This window comes from Pseudoalteromonas sp. SWN166, assembly GCF_015864485.1.
GTDB lineage: Bacteria > Pseudomonadota > Gammaproteobacteria > Enterobacterales > Alteromonadaceae > Pseudoalteromonas.
The window spans coordinates 11,755-31,687 of the sequence record NZ_JADYXB010000005.1; the positions used below are offsets into that span (position 1 = coordinate 11,755).

The 19,933-nt window shown below is 37.5% G+C and carries 10 protein-coding genes and 3 pseudogenes; 3 read left to right on the plus strand and 10 right to left on the minus strand.

The window, feature by feature from the left end; all coding sequences use genetic code 11:
- Positions 1-24: 24 nt before the first annotated feature.
- Genes I6F49_RS04365 through I6F49_RS04375 form a run of 3 tightly spaced genes read right to left on the minus strand, consistent with a single transcriptional unit; the run spans position 25 to position 5,797 of the window.
- Positions 25-690 carry a hypothetical protein gene (locus tag I6F49_RS04365; protein WP_197178663.1) on the minus strand — a complete coding sequence of 222 codons (666 nt, stop codon included), beginning with the start codon at positions 688-690 and terminating at the stop codon, positions 25-27.
- Entirely contained in the window at positions 691-4,272 is a 3,582-nt protein-coding gene (locus tag I6F49_RS04370; RefSeq protein WP_197178671.1) for a VPA1269 family protein, read from the minus strand.
- A 13-nt stretch (positions 4,273-4,285) separates the two neighbouring features.
- A complete protein-coding gene (locus I6F49_RS04375) occupies positions 4,286-5,797 on the minus strand; it encodes a tyrosine-type recombinase/integrase (protein WP_197178673.1) in 1,512 nt (503 codons plus the stop codon).
- Positions 5,798-5,883: 86 nt separating this feature from the next.
- Here I6F49_RS04375 and nrdB point away from each other — a divergent pair.
- Positions 5,884-6,687: pseudogene (gene nrdB / locus I6F49_RS04380) on the plus strand (class Ia ribonucleoside-diphosphate reductase subunit beta); the annotation flags it as partial.
- A complete protein-coding gene (yfaE, locus tag I6F49_RS04385) occupies positions 6,687-6,959 on the plus strand; it encodes a class I ribonucleotide reductase maintenance protein YfaE (protein WP_197178675.1) in 273 nt (90 codons plus the stop codon). The pseudogene nrdB and the gene yfaE, both read left to right, overlap by 1 nt.
- A gap of 87 nt (positions 6,960-7,046) precedes the next feature.
- Here the strand turns inward: yfaE and aldA are convergent, their stop codons facing one another.
- From aldA to I6F49_RS04400, 3 genes are read right to left on the minus strand one after another with little or no spacing between them, the layout of a single operon-like run.
- On the minus strand, positions 7,047-8,495 hold the full coding sequence (gene aldA / locus I6F49_RS04390) for an aldehyde dehydrogenase (RefSeq protein WP_166419025.1): 1,449 nt from the start codon (positions 8,493-8,495) through the stop codon (positions 7,047-7,049).
- Between the two features lie 4 nt (positions 8,496-8,499).
- Entirely contained in the window at positions 8,500-9,264 is a 765-nt protein-coding gene (locus tag I6F49_RS04395) for a 2,5-didehydro-3-deoxy-L-galactonate 5-reductase (protein ID WP_033016439.1), read from the minus strand.
- Positions 9,265-9,295: 31 nt separating this feature from the next.
- Positions 9,296-10,318 (minus strand): zinc-dependent alcohol dehydrogenase, encoded by a 1,023-nt coding sequence (locus I6F49_RS04400; RefSeq protein WP_197178677.1) that lies wholly within the window; start codon positions 10,316-10,318, stop codon positions 9,296-9,298.
- Positions 10,319-10,608: 290 nt separating this feature from the next.
- Between I6F49_RS04400 and I6F49_RS04405 the strand changes: the two genes are divergently transcribed.
- Positions 10,609-12,564, plus strand: a complete 1,956-nt coding sequence (locus tag I6F49_RS04405) for a CRTAC1 family protein (protein WP_197178679.1) — start codon at positions 10,609-10,611, stop codon at positions 12,562-12,564.
- 70 nt (positions 12,565-12,634) lie between these two features.
- On the opposite strand, the pseudogene I6F49_RS04410 reads toward I6F49_RS04405, so the two are convergent.
- The 4 genes and pseudogenes from I6F49_RS04410 to I6F49_RS04425 form a co-directional block, all read right to left on the minus strand.
- Positions 12,635-13,131, minus strand: a pseudogene (locus I6F49_RS04410) (helix-turn-helix domain-containing protein).
- Between the two features lie 114 nt (positions 13,132-13,245).
- Positions 13,246-15,609: an alkaline phosphatase D family protein gene (locus tag I6F49_RS04415; RefSeq protein WP_197178681.1), complete on the minus strand. Its 2,364-nt coding sequence runs from the start codon at positions 15,607-15,609 to the stop codon at positions 13,246-13,248.
- Positions 15,610-15,914: 305 nt separating this feature from the next.
- Positions 15,915-16,040, minus strand: a pseudogene (locus I6F49_RS04420) (IS3 family transposase); the annotation flags it as partial.
- A gap of 98 nt (positions 16,041-16,138) precedes the next feature.
- A complete protein-coding gene (locus I6F49_RS04425; protein ID WP_166376309.1) occupies positions 16,139-19,606 on the minus strand; it encodes a TonB-dependent receptor in 3,468 nt (1,155 codons plus the stop codon).
- Between the last annotated feature and the right edge of the window lie 327 nt (positions 19,607-19,933).

A 19,933-nucleotide genomic window follows, 5' to 3' on the forward strand; every position in this document is an offset into this window, starting at 1 on the left:
TTTAGCCGTATAAATTAGTGCAATTTAAATCAAACTATTAAGGGCTTTTAAGCTAATTGGCTTTAATATCGTTTGTTTACTCAATGAACAGACAAGTCTCTGGCTATTCCCTTCCCCTTTCAAGTCACAATCTCTATCAAGCAACTCATGAAATATAGTTGTTATAGCTAATCTTTGAATATCAGATATCAATGTAGAGGCTCTATCTATATCTATGGAATCATCGCCGCTTGATCCTGCTTCAACAAGCTCTTGTATTGAAATCCCAGTAGATGCTTCACGTATCAAAAATTGTTCTTTTAAAATATTTTCCAACATTCTATTTCTATTATTCAAATTATTAATAATGATTTGAGCTGTTAGCGGAAACTCTGTCTTCGATTTACCCTTTATCGAACTATCTGCCTTTTTAGTTATTCCTAGTTGCTCATATAAATCGAGCAAAGCCTTATAATTACCCGCTTTTTGCCTATCATTATAGATAAACTGTGCTGTAATTTTTCTTTTTCCAAACTGAGTATATTTTTCAATCTCTATAGGTGAGACTTCATTCCCTTCTTTTATTATTTTATTACATACTTCTTTTAATTCTTCCAGAGTATTTTTAACTCTTTTGTTATTAGTATCTTGAATTAAAGCGTTTACTTTTGCATTAGTAAAATCTAAAGTATCTTGTGTAATATTACTCATTTAATTGACCTCGATTAAAGACTCTTCAATGGATGTTAAGCTTGTACCTAAAGCATTGAATTTTTCTGTACCTAAATTCTGAAGTAAGAGTTCTGGTGAACTGAACTCTTCATCGGTAATCTTTCTACCCATCATTTCACACACATCATATAACTTATAAAGTATTGCTATTTTTTTTATATTCTCATCGGGTATGAGGTGGAGTGGGTTCGATTGCTTTGATAACGATGCTACTGTTGATAAAAACTTTTCTAAGTATTGCGAAGACAACTCCAAATTAGAGTCTTCTAAACCTAATACTACAGCCTGCGTAGTAACTTCCATACAAGCATCAAATAAACTCATCTCTTCAATATTAACACCATCAGGCTGTGCATCAGAATTCAAGTTCAGTGGAAGGTTCTTGTTTTTCGAAGCAAGAGATACAGACTCATCAATTAACTTTTTTCTTCGCCTAGATTCAGTCACTTTAAATGCTAGAGTTTTTGTTAATTTATCAGCTTGTCTTTCATATCGTTCAGCGATGATATGACCATCTTGTAGCGATGGATTATCGTAATATGTATTGGCTTTTTCAATCAGTTGCTCTCTTTCATCTAGTAATTTTTTTATTTCCATACCTATAATATTAAAATAATATATCTGCTCTGCGAGGAATCGAGGCCCAGTTCTAAAATATCGACAATTACCACAATTAAAATCACCTCCCACAACACGACTCAATTCAACTTTAACCCCACCCTTAACATAGCTGACATCAATTCCACCGTCAGCACAGTTAAAACTCGAACAAATGCCACCATTAATAACTTGATCACGTCCACCATCTTTGAAGTTAGGTCTAGCTTTATAAATACCCTCAACATTCCACTCATCAACAACATCAAATAATGCAATTAAATCTTCATCATTAGAACCACCATTTTTCAATAGTTCCCGTTCATTAGCTATTGAAATACCGGTTGATTGTTTTGCATCTCTTAAAATTTTCATGAACTCTTCTCTAGACTTCTTATAGTAATATAAAGTCATAATATGAGATGCGTGGCCAACTATCATTTGAACAACTTCAAGCGGTACTCCGTTATCTAGTAGGTCTGTAATACCGTAAACCCTCAATGAGTGTAAATCATATCTAGAAAGACCATCATCACTAAATGCTATATATGAGTCTTTAAATTGAGGATACTTGTCTTTATAAAGATCTTCAGCTTTTGTCAGTACCTTATGAAATAATTTGGTTATGCTATCAGAAGTAATTGGCATCAATAATTGATCTCTATTGAGTGCATCTAATTTCGAGACTGACTCAGTTCGTCTCCTGAATAGCGGTGTATAATATGGTATATTTATCTTTAGGCCTGAATATATAAAAGGGCTTTCATCTCTTTGGTTACAAGGCATGACTATTGCTGGAGAGTACTTATTATTAAACTTCTTTTGTTCATCTAACAAACGCCAAACAACATTAAGTGTTTCATTATCCGTATTAGTTGGCCAAGGGATTTCATACCCTATATTTTTCCCACCACTTAAAAGCTCTAATCTACTTTGAGTTTTATTTGTATTTATGAAAATATTTAAATCTTCATTTCCTTCACTCGACTTTGAACGTAATACTCCCGTACGTCCAAAATTCTGAGTATGAGTTTTCCCATTAGGATAAATAAATTGACTAAGTGGGTGACTGTTTTTTACATACTTTTGAAGATCGTAATCCCAGATATAATCATCTAACAGGCCTTCATCCAACCATCGAGCCTGCATACCTCTCACAGGAAGAGACAGTAGCATATGTAAACACCTCGGTATTGTAGCGTCAAAAACATCACTATCTACCGATTTTGTTTCGAAGTTGTAAAGTCTTAACTGTTTACGGTTTAGGCCATCTCGATATAATTCATAGTTGTTACGACTTAACACTTCTACACAAAAGCTATGTAATATACTTGGCATTGATTCACGAGTCGTTACTGAGTTTTTACTAGGGGAACCGAATGGTTTATTCTCAATAACAGGACTAGCTACATTTTCTCCAAGTTCAATCGACTCCTTCTTTGACCACCAGACAAAGAACGCTTTAATATTACTCCAATCATTTTGTTTTGTGTATAAGCTAGAAGAACCCTCATCTTGATCTAAATATTCAAATAAAGTACGTCGGAGTGAAGTTTTTTTCTCTCCATTTGAATAAATAAAATTATTTTTAATTTCGCGTAAATTTCCAATTGGTAAATTGATGGACTCTTCGACAATCCAAGCCCCAAACTTGTTCAAAGAGGTTATTACCGACTTTGACTTACCTCTAGAAAACTCTTTAAGGTTTTCAACAACAGATTCATCAGTATATAATTTCATGAAATAGAATTGAGCGCTTTCCAAAAGAGTGTGCTGTGTCCTGAGCATTCTATTTGATGTTTTATTAAAATCAGTTCGGTTGAAACGACCATGATCACGTAACCAATCCTCATTTTCGATATACTCAAAAAGATTCCGCCATGCACCTAAGGAAACGCCCCCGGTTGAATAGCCTTTAGCTCTATAGAAATCACGATAACTACCTGATATATCAAGTATAAAATCCTTCGGGATATCTTGAATTTTTATAATGTTTGAACAAGATACGACTCCACGAAGTGATAATCGGTGACCAGTCATATCTTTAATATCAAGTTGTCCGATGTAATTTAGATAGATAGATATAAGAGAGTCAGAATCTGTTGACATATATTTAGTGACTATATTGTTTGTCGAATATGAAAATAAATAAGGTAAGAAGAGATAATTTCTATTAGCTAAAAATAGGAGTAGTGAGCCTAAACTAGCTTTAAGTATTCTAAAAACATCAGAAATAGGAACTCGGCTACATTTTCTTTTAAATGCTCTCAGATAGTCGTCTAAAGTATCTTCAATAGGTTCAATGCAACTGTAAGCGATTTCAACAGATTCTTTAACTTTGAGTATTGATGTCAGTTTACCTATTGGAGACTTTAATATGCCAGCTACACTCTTATATCCTTTTAGAGGCTTCCTTGTATCACTTGGTAAAGTAGGGAAAGTACGCCTTGTCGCATATACTAACCACTTGATAATTTCAATATCTGAATACCCTTCAAATGTCTTCTCCCACGAAATCCACAAAATAGAAAGTTGGTGAGTTGTGAGACCTTTTTTAATTTTATTTTTAGACGATATTACTTCAAATTCTAGATTATAAATAAAGTTGATTTGTTCAGATAATGCGGCATCTATATTAAAACCAGCTTTTACTAGTTCATTATATGTATTAACTGAAGGAAAGTTATTATATGCATCTCTTGTTATACACCCATCAACTGCGACTGATTCTAGCCTCTGCTTTAAAATTAACTCGGAGAATTCATTTAGTAAATTTACAACCCCACCAACATGGGTAACTTTATCTATATTTATAACTACTGTGTTATGGGAGTTATTATAAAGTACAGTATTTCCTGAACTATAGCCTTTATCACACACTAAGAAGCTGAGGTCTGTCGTGAACTTTACAGACTCTAAAGGGTTTGAATTAACTATTTCTTCCCATTCATTAAAGAGATCCATGCCTGCCCTACTATTAGTTTATTTTCGATAAATTAGCTAAGCATTTGAAGTCTTGTGACTGCCAATTTGTATTTTTCGCCTGTTTAAATGCCAAATTTTGACTCAAATAATTTCTAGATGTTTCATCCTGCAAATTATAATAAATTGCAGTCGAGCTATGCCGTTTATGTCTGAGAATTACTTTCGCGAAATCAATACCTTTCTTCAGGGTATTCGCTATATAGAAACCACAAAAATGTCTCAAACAATGCGTACCGTAACTTTCCCCACATAATTCAGTAGAGGCACGACTAAGCCTCCTATAATAAGTGTTATAAGTTAAAGGTGTACCGTTTGTATTTAAACAAAATAAATATGGATGACCTAATCTTGATTGTTCAAGTAAATGAGGTATTAATCTTTCAAAAGCCATTCGTGCATAATCATTAACCCAATCTAAAGTGTATCCATATTTTGAATTTGCACCGTAGGGAACTGATATTCCTTTCCAACCTAAATGGTACTTCCCCACAGCATTAGTTCTCGGTTTAGGGTCATTGAGATACTTTAGTGTGGATTTGTCTAAAGAAATATGACTGGTATCATCTAGTTTGAAATTCAATAAAACTTGCTTCCTATCGATTAATTTATTCGAAGTTGGACAATACGTTTTACTATGAGGAGGTGATAAAATGATGTCACTGCAAATAATACTTGTTTCACTTGCAACAATATCAGTGACCATAATGTTAAGGGCCTCACTAGCCCTTAGCCCAGTGAAAGCACAGAGCAAGTATAATGCTCTTTGATTTATATCATTTGTTCTATCCAGTAGGGATTCAAGTTTATCAGGAGGGAAGAACGAATACTTTGAATTACTATTATGAAACACCATTTTAGGATCATGTTCATAAGTGACCCCACTATTATTCCAACTATTTGTTTTGGAGCCTAGGTCTAAGTGCTCTAATAACGAATAGGTATTATTTTTAAAAAATTTATTTCCCTGTGCAGACATTCCTGAAAATAAATCTCTAATATTAAGTATGTTGTAATCTAGGTAATTAGATACATAGGCAGCATATTGGTCAAACTCATTTATCAATTTTCTTATCGTAGTCAAGCTTACCCCATCCCAACTTAAACCATACAAACAAGTGTTATTTACTGTACCGCAATATAAATCCTCGAAAAAACATAAGAGCATTTGTTGTGGATGCTTTTCCCATTTTGAAATCATATCTGAACGATGAAGGCAATACTGAGTTAGGTCACCTACGACCCTGAACAAATCATATAGTTTAGTAGTATTTTTACCTCGCTTCGTTTTATACAAATGATTTATATAGCAAAGTAAAGAATAGGACAATGTACCATTACATAAGTAAACTAAAGGAAACTCTCGTTCAGGAAATTCAGCGCAACTCGTCCATTGAACAATATAAGAAGTTGATTTTTTAAAATTCAAAGTGGCACTTTTGATTATATAATGAATGTCCATAGTATGAGCAACAACTCGAACATTAGCAATATTTTTATTATCCATCTAAAACTATCAAATCATACTTGAAATAACTAAATATCAGTTACTTATCTAAAAAATAACTTAGGTTATATTTCTTGTCCATAAAAGAAACGTGGGCATTTAGTGAAACGATTCACAGCCGCTCGTACACGCATATTATTCGTAATGTTACACAAGCCCCTGAACTTATTTTTGATGACATAGTTAGCAACGATAAAATCAGCGAACGCGCCGATGCTGTAACCACATACTATGATGACTTAATTAATTCAGTATCGCTTTACAACCTTTACGGTGAAGGCAAGCATGAAATTAACGGCAAAACAGTGATCGTTAATTTGTTCGAACTTAAAAAGAAACTTTACCTTGCCATGATGTCGGTAAATATTCTTGAAGCCATTCGTTTTTATGTAAGCTTTGCGTGTTCGTTTGCGTTTGCTGAGCGTGAATTAATGGAAGGTAACGCTAAAATCATTAAGCTTATTGCGCGTGATGAAGCACTTCATCTTTCGGGTACTCAGCATATTTTAAATATTATGCAAGACGGTAAAGACGACCCAGAAATGGCAATTGTTGCAGCTCAGTGCCGCGACGAAGCTATTAAAATGTTTGTAGAAGCCGCAGAGCAAGAAAAAGAATGGGCAGAGTACCTATTTAAAGATGGTTCTATGATTGGTCTAAACAAGCATATTTTATGTCAGTACGTTGAGTACATTACTAACGCACGTATGACCGCTATTGGCTTACCAGCACAGTTTGAAAATAACAGTAACCCTATCCCATGGATCAATTCATGGTTAGTGTCTGATAACGTGCAAGTAGCACCACAAGAAGCAGAAATTAGCTCATACCTTGTTGGTCAAATCGACTCGCAAGTAGATGCCTCTGAATTTGGTGACTTTGATTTATAATGAGTGACAAGTCTACTGCAAGCATAACGCTTGCAGAAAACAGCCAGTGTATAGAATTTACCACTAGCTGCCCTTCTGTTTTACAGTGCTTAGAATCAATGAAAATAGACGTTGCATTCCAATGCCGCGAAGGTTACTGCGGCGCCTGTAGAGCAACGTTAGTGTCAGGTAACGTCGAGTATAACGAAGAGCCACTGGCGTTTGTGCGCGAAGGCGAAATACTCCTGTGCTGCTGCAAGCCTAATGGTGACATAAGCATAAATTTAAAATAATTTATGAACAAAATAAAAAGCCGATAATAAATTATCGGCTTTGTTATTTATAAATCAACGACCCAGGGAGATTGTTGTTTAATTATATTATTTTTCTTTTAAGTAAACGGTTTTCTTTTCTAGATATTGCTCTAAACCAAACTTACCGTCTTCACCGCCAAAACCACTTTGTTTCCAGCCATTATGAAAACCTTGATGCTGCTCACCCATACCACGGTTAATATATACCTCACCCACTTCTAATTCGTTAATAGCTTTATTAATATCAAAAAAGTTTTGAGTGAATATATAGGCGCTTAAGCCATAAATACTGTCGTTACAGTACTGTATTGCTTGGTCCATATCTTTAACTTTTACAATAGGGAGTACTGGGCCAAAAGTTTCTTCGTGTACTGCAATGTTATCTTGCTTAACGTCTACAAGTAACGTTGGTTCGTACCAACAACCACCTTCGAAACCCTCAACAGAAGCAACTTTACCACCAGTGGCGACAGAAGCGCCTTGTTGAATACTTTGTTGAACAATGTGGTCAATGTTGTCTATTTCACGTTGATTACATTTAGGCCCCATTTGTGTATCTGGGTTCATAGGATCCCCAACACGAAGTGCTTTTACTGCTGGTATAAATTTAGCCATAAATGCATCGTACACAGACTCTTGAACATATAAACGCTCAACACAGGTACATACTTGCCCGCAGTTAGCAAAGCGACCCCAAAGCGCACCTTCAACAGCCTCATCAAGGTCGGCATCTGCCATAACAACCATCGGGGCTTTACCGCCAAGTTCAAGCATTACAGGCGTCATGTATTCTGCGCTAGTTTTATAGATTTGCTTACCTGCAGCAGTAGAGCCTGTCATGGTGATCATTTTAGTAATTGGGCTTTCACACAATGCTTGGCCAACAACAGAACCTGATCCATTAATAACGTTTAGCACGCCAGCAGGAATCCCCGCTTCGTTTGCTAAACGACCCAGCTCGGTGGTTGCTAAAGGTGTTTCTTGGGTAGGTTTTAATACAATAGAGTTACCTGTAATCAACGCAGGTCCAATTTTACGACCAGCCAATGCCAGCGGAAAATTCCACGCAGTAATACCAACAACTACGCCACGCGGCACTTTATGAATGTATATTTTTTCATCTTCGTTATCTGAAGGTAAAATATCGCCTTCAATAGTAAGTGCATGGTCGCATGCATAGTCAATAAAAGTCGCTGTTACGTCGACTTCCATTTGTGCAACTGATAGCAATTTACCTTGCTCTGCAACAAGCATTGGTGCAAGAATATCTTTATTTTCACGAATTTTATTAGCAAACACGCGCAATATATTTTGACGTGTGCGAGCTGTCAATTTAGCCCACTTTTTCTGGCCTACATTCGCTGACTCAAGTGCATACTGCGCATCTTCTATACAGCCTTTTGGTATTTCACCAATTTTTTTACCCGTAGAGGGGCTTAGTATTTCAATGATGCCGCTCGCTTTAGACGCAACATATTCACCGTTTATAAAATTTACATTATTATGGAAGTTCATTGAACTATCTCCCCATCCATCCGCCATCAACCAATAAAATAGCGCCGTTTACATAACTAGCAGCCTCAGAAGCCAAGAACACTGCGGGCCCTTTAAAGTCTTCAGGATTTCCCCATCGACCTTGTGGAATGCGCGCTAAGATGGCTGCATTACGCTCTTTGTCATTGCGTAATGCTTCAGTGTTATCGGTATCAATGTAACCTGGCGCAATGGCATTTACATTAATGCCTTTACCTGCCCATTCGTTAGAAAGCGCCATAACCAATTGCCCAATAGCACCTTTACTAGCTGCGTAACCTGGTACTGTAATACCACCTTGAAAGGTAAGCAAAGAAGCTGTAAAAATAACTTTACCCTCGCCATGTTCTATCATTTGTTTGCCTATTTCGCGGCTTAAAATAAATTGAGCATTTAAGTTAACTTCAATCACTTTATCCCATAAATCATCTCCATGCTCAGCCGCAGGAGCACGTAGGATTGTACCTGCATTATTGACTAAAATATCAATTTTAGGAAAATCGCTTTTAACATCATTAATAAAAGAATAAAGCGCATCACGATCACCAAAGTCACATTGATAGGCTTTAAAGTTTCGGCCAAGGGCTTTAACTTCTTTTTCTACTTCTGAGCCTTCAAGCTCTAAGCTTGCAGACACACCAATAATATCAGCGCCAGCCTGTGCTAAACCTAGTGCAATACCTTTACCAATACCGCGCTTACAACCTGTAACAAGGGCTACTTTGCCTTCTAAGCTAAATTTTTCTAACATATTATTCATTTTAATACCTTTATAATTTTTATTATTGTGGATTACATTCAACAAGCGCTTTCATGCCTTCTGGATTTCCATCCATACTCGAAAATGCACTACTAATATCAGTTAACGAACTAACCGAACTAATAAAAGGTTTAAGATCTATTTGGCCCGATGAAATTAACTCTATTGCCCAATCAAAATCTGCCGCTTCGTATACGCGCGCACCTAATAACTCCAACTCTTTCCAAAAGAATTGAAATAAATCGATTTCAGGTTTAACACTGTGAATAGCCACCATGACTATACGACCCCGACGCCCTGCTATTTCGGTCATAGCCTCTATTGCGGGTTTTACGCCTGATACTTCAAATACAACATCTGCACCTTTTGTTTGCGTCCAGCTATCTACATAGGCTGCTAAATCTTCTTCAATGGGATTAACCGATTTAACACCTAGCTCATTGGCAAAAGCACGGCGGCTTTCGTTAGGCTCAGACACGAGCACTTCTGCACCAACACTTTTAGCAACCGCAGCAACTAATTGCCCAATTGGCCCGCCACCAAGTACAACCACTTTCTCACCCGCTTGTAAGCGCGAGCGTCGTACATCATGGCACGCAACCGATAACGGCTCTATTAATGCGCCTTGTTTTAAATCAACGCCTGCTGGTAATTTATGCAAAGTACGCGCTTTAACTGTCCAGCTTGACTGAAAAGCACCTGGCGTATCTATTCCCATAAACTTTAAGTTTTGACAAATATGCGTATGCCCTGCATTACACGTAGGACAATCGCCACACCAATCTAATGGACGTACTACCACGTTTTCGCCTACAGCAAAGCCTTCAACGCCTTCACCTATTTCTGCAACAACACCTGATATTTCATGGCCAATTGTTTGCGGAATAGACACTCGTTGATCCATTACGCCGTGGTATATGTGCATATCTGTACCGCAAATCCCAACGTATCCAACACTCAATCTAATCTCACCCGCTTTAGGTTTAATAGATGTGCCTTCAACAATGTTAAATGACTTGTTACCTATATATTGTGCAGCTTGCATATTTTTATACCTTCAAGAATGTTTAATTAAATAGTAACCAAGTAAAGCATCATTAAAACAATGCCGATACGAGGAATATCAAAGTGAACTATCACACCTTAATATGGTTTATTGTTAACAATTTACACCTAGGTATGTTGTTTGTAAAGCCACTATCAAAATTTAATATAACTTTAGAGCGCAAAAGCCAATACGTTAAAAAGCATTAAGAATAGTTATTAAAATTTACTTGTATGTTTTAATATCAACATATATTGTCAACAATTAACACGGTATAAAGAGGGACAATAATGATTAAAAACAAAAAATCTGCGCTTAGCGTAGTGATTATCAGCGCTCTAAACTTAGCGGGATGCAGTCAAAACATACAAACACACACGCCCAGTAGTAAAACAAATAACAACGTAGTCTTTTCTGACGTATCTGAACAAGCAGGTTTAATAACACAAAAAAATTGGAAGTATGGCGGCCCTACCATTGCAGATATAAACAGTGATGGTCACTATGACCTACTACTAACAAATCACGACACCACTCCTATTCGGTTATTTATGGCAAATGGCGATAATACATACACACTACAAGATAATATTTTTCCACGAGCAGATCTTCATGGGATGTCGGCCGGTGATTACGACAACGATGGCGATCTCGACGTACTTATTGCCCTAGGTGGCGGAAATGGCACCAAACCTAAACCACAACGATTACTTAAAAACAATAATGGCAAATTTGAAGATAAAACTGTTGAAGCTGGCTTATCTAAAATGGGAGCTCGCGGGCGCTCTGTGCGTTGGATTGATGTAGATGGCGATGGCGATCTGGACTTTATACAGATAAACGCCGAGAAATTAATTCACGAAAACTCGCCACGTAATATAATTTTTGAAAATATTGGTAACGGAAAATTTGCTCATCACCCCTCACCTTCTTTTGAAAATATAAAAGCCGAGCGCGTATTATTAACCGATTATAATAACGACAACATACTCGATATTTTTGGCTTCGATGCTTATAATAATTTAAGTATATACAAAGGAAATAACGACTTTTCATTTACTGATGAAACTAACAACGTTATTACAAATAACAAAGAATATAAAAACACGTTAGTTATTGCTCAAGCTGATATTGATAACGATGGTGATATGGATTACTACCTAGCTCGCGGTAAACCAAATTACCAAATAGCTAATAATAGTATCTCGTATAACAAAGAAAATAAGCGGTTAGATTTGCGCGATGAAGGTAACAAGAGTCACGACGGTATAACACTCATTACAGACAACACAAACTCAGGAAGCCTTATATTAAGTGACTTTTATCACTTCCCACGCGCCAAACTATTAAGCCAAATGGATGTATATATCGGAGAGCAAAAAAAATTAATTAATACACCTAATAAAAATACAACTATTAGCCAACAAAAAGCGCTCGGTTTTCCAACTAAGCTTGATAAAACCGGCTGGTACATTGGTTATTTAGGTAATAATAAATGGCGTGTTGAATGGGTACTTACAGATAACCTTGCATGGGATATACGTGCATCGTTCAAAAATGTAGCTGAATACCAAAGTGATTGGCAGCCACAAAATCAAGTCCTTACCGATGTATTACTACGTAACGATAACGGTAAGCTAGTTGATATTTCATCTAAATTACCAGCATTAACAAACAGTAATAACTGGGGTGTTGTACCAGGAGATTTTAATAATGACACTAAAATAGACTTTATGGTTTATCGCTTTGGTAAGTTAAAAGAGCGTATTTCTGATGTACTCTTAATAAATCAAGGCGATTACAAGTTTGAAGCAACAACAGTACATAATGCCAATACTGAAATAGGCCAAGATTCTCATGGTGATATGGGGGCTGCCTTTGATTATGACCAAGATGGTAAATTGGACCTACTCAGCGGTGATACAGACAACGGCCAGTGGCATTTGTATAAAAATACCACTGAGTTAAGCGACGCTCATTATACCCTTATAAGAGTTGGCTACTCAAAAAGTGGTATTGATCCGTATGGTGCAAAAGTACAAATTAAAACGCCAAGTGCAGCTCAATATCAAGTTATTGGTTCGCAAAGCGCATCTCACTCGCAAAGCTTACTTAATATTGTGCATTTTGGATTAGCACAAGCTGATACGCTTTCATCAGTTGTAATTACATGGCGAGATGGCAGCCAAAAAACGCTCACTAATGTTAAGGTAGACTCACTAATAAAAGTGGGAGAATTTAAGTAAGTCCTGTTTAATATGTACTAGCTCAGGCTTGATCTGACAGTTACCCATTTTTCTAATGATGACTGTTAGTTTAGATTTGAGCTAAATTCTTTTCTGCCCAAACCGTTTTTCCATCCAGTAATGTTTTAAGTGGTGTTCGACCGCAACATACTTTCCCTTGATGAGTCCGATCATTGTTGTAGTAATCCATCCATTCGTCCAGATCTTTTTATAGTTCTTCCTTAAGCGTATAGCTAACAATTGAACGAACACCACTACCTGAAACAAACACGCCTAATTTACGAAGCTCATTGCTGCTTCTATGATGGCCGTGAGCAGGATAGTCAACTGCATATTTAATGACGGCTTGCTCTGTTTCTTCGTCAACGCGATTCTTTATATTTGGTGTACGGCGGTTCTTTTCGATTAATGCATCAATCCCCCCTCATTAACGAGTTCTTGATAACGATAAAATGTATCTCGTGATACGCCCATGACTTTAAAGGCTCTTGATACATTGCCTAGTTCTTCAGCGAGGTTAAGTAAACCAGCTTTGTGTTTTATGGTTGGGTTGTTAGTATGCAACATGAGAGTTACCTTTTTGTTTGTTTTGATTTAAAGATTCGACACCTTTATCAAAACGGGTAACTCTCACTTTTTCAAGTTGAATTGTCAGATATTGTCTGAACTAATACATATAAGTTAACTTAATATATTTTTGCCTTTATTCTCTTGTTGATGAATAGTTACTGGCCATCCTGGATACTGATTACTTGCTTTACCATCGGCTATATCTATTAAAAACTTATATGCTTCCATTGTGTATGTCAGCTTTTCAGAATCAAATGTAATAAAGCCAAAACCACTCCCTTTCTCATGTGCCTTTACATAACGATTACTGGATTTACCAACCTGTGGATTTCCTACCGCATAGACATAAATCTTATTACCGAAAGTGTCATTATATTCGCCAGTTTCTCCAAGGCCGTGTGCTGGCCGGTTTTGGTAAGGCATGCTCATCGAATCAGGTTTCCACCATCTTGGCCAACCGGCAGAAATAGCTGGCGTACAAAAAGCCCAATTGCTATCTCTTTGCTGGTTTACGCCATATTGCGATAAAGAACCTAAATGGGTATCTCCACAAATATGTAACGCCATAGAGTCACGCATTGCGTCAATTGCACGGTTACGTGCAGATGCAGGCCAACCACTCGAATCAAAATCATATTTCAAGAAGCGATCAGGCAAGGGCTGATGAGTAGAAATAGCAGCAAACACCGTTTGACTTAATACCGCTTTTAATTTATGTCCACGCCAATCATTACCCCACTTTATAAGAAAGTTCTCTTGGCGGTTTCCTAACAGGTCTAAGCCGGGGGGATTGAATATAGGATTATAAAAAAGTGGGTCTTCATCTTGTCCCGTTTCGCCAACCGCAACATTAATACGCTCTGGGCCACTTTTCCATTGTCTGTCGGCAAGAATCGCAAAACCGACACCGCCATATAGCATAGTGCCATAATACGAGCTAATACCATTAGTTGGCGTTGGATCATAAGGATCTGGATTATGGTTGAGAGTGGTTTTATGTATCATATTTACCACGCGTGCAGAATCAATATAACCACCTAATGCACTTGCTGAAGGGTCTTTGGAAATGTTTTCCATCCTTGCACCACCTTCCCCCCACAAATTACCTTGGAGTACATCATGATCATCGGGCAAACAAATTGTCGGTTGATTACGCATTACCTCTTTGAAAGCCAAGCCAAACTGATAGAATTTGCGTAAGTAATTTAAAATCGCTAAATTATCTGGAGTACGAATTACACCAAATCCGCCATGACTTTCATAAATTTGATCACCAGAAAAGAACACCAAATCGGGGTTTAGTTTTTCGACATTTTGAGCAACAGGTTGGTACGGAAAACCATAATCATTTTGACACGTGAGCGCGGCCATTCGTAATTTTTCACTCGCTGGGTTCGCTTTTATAATCCCTGAATATATATCTGGGGTTTGTGTACCATCTGTGTGTTTTTCACGGTATACAACCCGAAAAGGCGTATCGCGTGTTTCATCCCAATTAGCAATACGAAAGGTCGCCAACCAGCCATCATGGTCTATGACTTGCGAATCAATAGCGAGCCACTGATCATCACGCTGTATTTGTAGTTCTATTTGCTGATTATCTTGCTCACCTATAGGCCCTGTGTAAGCACTCAACTTCATCACAAAGCCTTCATCACTCAATGTATCGTTTAACGAATACATAGTCCAAAGTATCGGACCAAACGCTTGTTCATCTATTACTGAAAATGCTTCACCTTGCATGGTCCAATTACTAAATTTATATCGTGCGCCCAACTTGTCTTCAGGTGCATTTTCATATGTGACGGATGGAATCGAAAAGTTACTCACCAACGCCACATTGCCTAATAATTCAGTGGCTGCAGCCAAATGAGTGAGAGTACCTATCACTTTTCCTGACGACGTTAAACTAGCCGTTAACTCTAAAGCCATGGCACCTGATTGAGGTGTTCCAGTCAGCGTTAAAGTAACAGCTTGATCCTCTATCGGAATCGATATAGGCACGGTGTTATTGCCTAACACTAAATCGTTGTTTTTAATACCAAGGTCATAACCCTGCTGTACAAAACAATTACTACGGTATTCATTTAATTCACTTTTAGCACCAAGACGAATACCCGCGCCACCATCGTTGCTGTTTTGCTCTAAGCGAGACACTTGCACCGACATTGTAAAAGCTTGGTCAAGATGCGCTATTTGGTGAGTGAGTGAATGAACACTACGATTACCACCTCTACTTCTACATTCAGCAGCACCATTAACTACGCGCCAATCCTCCATTGGATTAGCCCAATATTGTTTTCCAAGCCATACTCTATCATACGTTTTATACCAATTATCATGATGAGATTTAGTACCGCGGGTAGTTGTTGAAGCCACTGTCCCAAAACTGCTAGTGCAACCAGAAATTCCTGTAGCAGCAACACCAGCAGCTAGTATTTTGAGGACTGAACGACGAGATATGTTTTTGTTCATAGTTTTAATCTCACAAATCAAATATTGTTAACAGTAAACAAACTATATTTGATTTTTTACTAAAGATCAGCATTTTTTTTCTAAAAACGGTTACAAATTGATAAAAGTTAATTGCAAGTATTATCAGAGATGTTTACCTAGACACTAAATATTTTAGCTAGCTTGTTATAAAAAGGTATTATTGCAGATAGTTTTCTTAACCCGCCCTATATAAAGCTTTGTTTAGATAACCGATTAGAGCTTCCCACTATGAGAAAACTACAGTAACAATTTCTAAAATGAGATAGATTCTCCACTTTCAGTTAATAAATTTTTTGGGCTTGTTTATAAGTCATATCGCCTTTTTCTACAGCGTCGACAACTTGCAATTTAAAGCCTAATGAATAATCTCGTTGTGTTCTTTTAATCGGTGTATTATTTGACTTGGTCATAATAAGCCCTAAATGTGTAAACACATTTCAGGACGAGACAAGTAACAAAAGCCAAAAAGCCCGCAGCAATGCTGCGGGCTTTTTATTAGATTAAAAATTTAGAAATTAATACGGGTATTAAGTCTAAATGTACGTCCGGTATGATACTGGTAGACCGTGCGTGACTTAGTTGCATCCCCTTCTAGTGGGCTGCCTTCGGAGAACGTTTGGCCACCAGCATTTAAGAAACGACTCGTAAAGTATTGGCGTACGCCTTCGTCGGTTACATTGGCAACTTGTAGTGATACCGTCATGTAGTTATTTACTTTATAACTTGCAGAAAAGTCGAGCGTTTTACGTCCCTCTTCCCACAGCGATCCGTTTTCCCATGAGCGTTGTACAAGCTGATCGGTTGTCCCTTGGTAAGATAGACGTAATTGATGACCATCTTTTTCCCAAAAACCCGTTACGTTGTAGCTATGCTCTGGCGTATAGGCAACCGCCAATGAAGGAATTTTTACATTATTATCAATCGATGATACTTCTTGATCGTACTTACTGTCTTGATATGTATAGTTAGCCTGTAAGCCAAGGCCGGACCAAATACCCGGTAAGTTATCGTAGGTTTGCATGTATTGAAGCTCTAACCCTTTAATACTTGCCCCTTTACCATTTTTAATACGGGTAGTGTTAAATTTGGCACACATTTGCTCTAAGTCACCTGAATACATCCACTCTTTTTGATAATCCTGGCCACCTTGGAACCGTTTAGGCATACACCCTTCTAAGCTATCTTGGCCAGCAATCAGTACTAAATCATTTGGATCATAGGTTTCGCCTTCTGTTAAACCTACGTCACGTAAATCATCCATGTAAGTAACGATTGTTTCTGATTCTTCAAAGTTAGTCATATCTTTATAGAATAACGTCGCGGCTAATAAGCCGGAATCATTAAAGTACCATTCATAAGATAAATCTAAATTAAATGATTCAAGAGGGTCTAATTTAGGATTAGTCAGTGTAATTGAGTTATTACGATTTTCGCCACCCCATTGCGTTTCTCTCACTTTAAAACCAGGGCGAAGCGAGTCAATTTGCGGGCGTGCCATTGTTTTTGATGCTGCGAAACGAATAATGGTATCTTCACTGTATAAGTAATTTAGATTTAAACTCGGTAAAAATAAATCATATTCATGCTCATCCGTAACGGCAAAAGAGCGTAAACTTCTGTCTTCCGTTGGTAATAAATTCCCTGCTTCATCATAAACTCGTTCACCGTAAATCCAATGTTTTTCTGTCGAAACATCAGAATGACGCCATAAATACCACTCAGATTCAAACTCGCTACCTTGTATCGCGTTAGGATCATGACACGGGCCTTGATCTGGTATCCTAACATCATCAGTCTTATCATTGGTTCCTAAGGTGTCATAACCCAAACCATCCGTTCTAGACCAACGAATTTCTTCATTATAATTAGTGCCATAAAACGGAGTCGCTGCACAAAGCGGTAAACTTGGGTCACGCAGTTCTGCAAGCTTGAATGGATCCATTAAACGGGCATTATTTGATGGGTCATAAGCAAACTGCACACCTGATGCACCTTGAACTTCAACCGTTGTTTTAACATAACGAACACCGACATCACCACTAATGCGTCCATCTAATAACTCAAAGTTGAGCTTTGTGTAAAATGCTAGGTTATCGAATTCTGTATTTCTTGTATTTGAATTATCAGTATTAAATGCCACTTCTGGGCTACCTAACGCAACTTCAAACGCTTTGAAAGCTGAAAAGCTATTCCAACCATCAGTTACATTATCGCGACCATAACCAAGGCCTGCCATAAAATCATCTACTGGGAATTCATTGCCGTCTGTAACCATTGCCCCGGTGATATCACGTAAGCCACTGCCTAAAACCGCAGGTAATCCAGTATTTGGGTTTGTAATTACAACGCCTTCACCTACACTGTTAAAAGACCCTTGCTGTGCATCAACATACTTAGAACGTTTAGACCATTTAGCACCAAATTCGATTGAACGAAAGTTATTTGAATCTAGAACGTAGTCAAAGTCGACAAATAATGACTTTTGTTCATCTTCTACCCTATTTAAAGTTCTGCCCATGTAAGATAAATGCTGAGCATCTAATTCGTCAGGGTTAAACCCGGTAGTGCTATAGTTATCCCACAGGCTTTCTGGATCACCAAAGGTATTATTTTCGCCATAGTCAATTAAGCCCGTACCGGTTACTAAATTACACTTCCCACTAATACAGTCATAACCCACAGGTTCCATATCTTCAGGCGGAACATTTTTTAAACTCCATGCACTAATGTTTGCAAAATTTTGTAATGCTACATATACAGAATTATTGGGTATTTGCTCAGTTTTAGAGTAACCAACTCCCGCATCCATCGTTAATGAATCACTAAAATTATGGTTCATATCTAAAGAAAATATTTGATTGTTATTTTCAAAATCCCCTTCAGATTGTACCAAGCCACCACTGCCAAAGCGGTTAACAAATTTAGTAAATGTATTCGTTTCTAAATCAATGGTACGCCAGTCTTGTTCAGGATCTGTATATTCAGCAGTTACACCAGCCAAACCAGGGTCTTCACCTTCAACCAAGTTTTTAGTTTCTACTGAGCGGGTGTTAATTCCATGCATAGAATTATTTATATCTTGCTTACCAACAATAGCATTAAAGTTAAATTCTGTATTTTCTGTTGCGCGCCATTGTAAACCTAGACTGAAATTCACACGATCATTTTGACTTTCTTGATATTGATACTGTACGGCTCGAGGTGTAATACCTACAGCATTTTCAATAACATTACCGTTAGTATCTTTCGCTAAAGGGGATTCTAAGGCATACCAATCTGTTGCCGAGTATTGATCTTTACGATACGCATTGGTTTCTTTAACTGCTGTTACAACCACGCCAAACGTATCATCAAAAAACTTTCTTGAAAATGTACCCGACACTTTGTAATTATCTTCTTCTGATAAGTCATTGTAACGACCTTCGAGCGTCATGGTGTTTATTTCGTAGTTTAAATCTAACGGCTTAGTTGTTGTTAAATTTATATTGGCACCTAATGCCCCCTCTTCATGATCGGCACTTGGGGTTTTAACCACTTCTATTTTAGATAAGATATCTGAAGAATACTGCGATAAATCGACACCTTGACTATAACCTGTTGAGCCAAGCTGGACACCATTCATACTGATGTTATTTTGTTGTGAATTAGCGCCACGAACAGTCACCCGTGCGCCTTCACCATCAACAGATTGCACCGACACACCAGTTACACGAGAAAGCGCATCAGCGATGTTTTGATCAGTGGACTTACCAATGTCTTCAGCGTTTATGGAGTCAACAACGTTTTCAGCAAAACGCTTATCATTAATAGATTTTTTAAGACTGGCGGCTAACCCGCTGACTTCAATTATTTCAATATCGGCTTCTACTTTCGATTTTTCTTGTGTGCTTTCGTCTTGCTTGGCGTAAACCAATTGTGTTGCAAGTACTGCAGCTGTAATCGCGCTCAACTTGAACGCTTTGTTGATGATTGTCATGTGTGTTCCCTTTCTAAGGTATTATTATGTTGTCAGGTTAATCTTTTGTAAACAATAATATAATAACCAAACAATTGTCAACTGTATTTTGTTAACAATCTTTGCTTAATTATAAAAAAGCAACTTAATGCGTAAGCATTAAATTGCTCTTAATTAACAGTGTTAAAGTAAATATTTACACAGAGTTTATCTAGGGCGTGTTGATCTTTGGTGGGTTAATTTGCAGCAGTATGTTTGGTTTTTAGGCAAGGCAGAGCCTATAAAGTGTGGTTATTCCCCATAAATAGGCGATAACGCAGCATAAATACCAAACATGCGCTGCCTGTT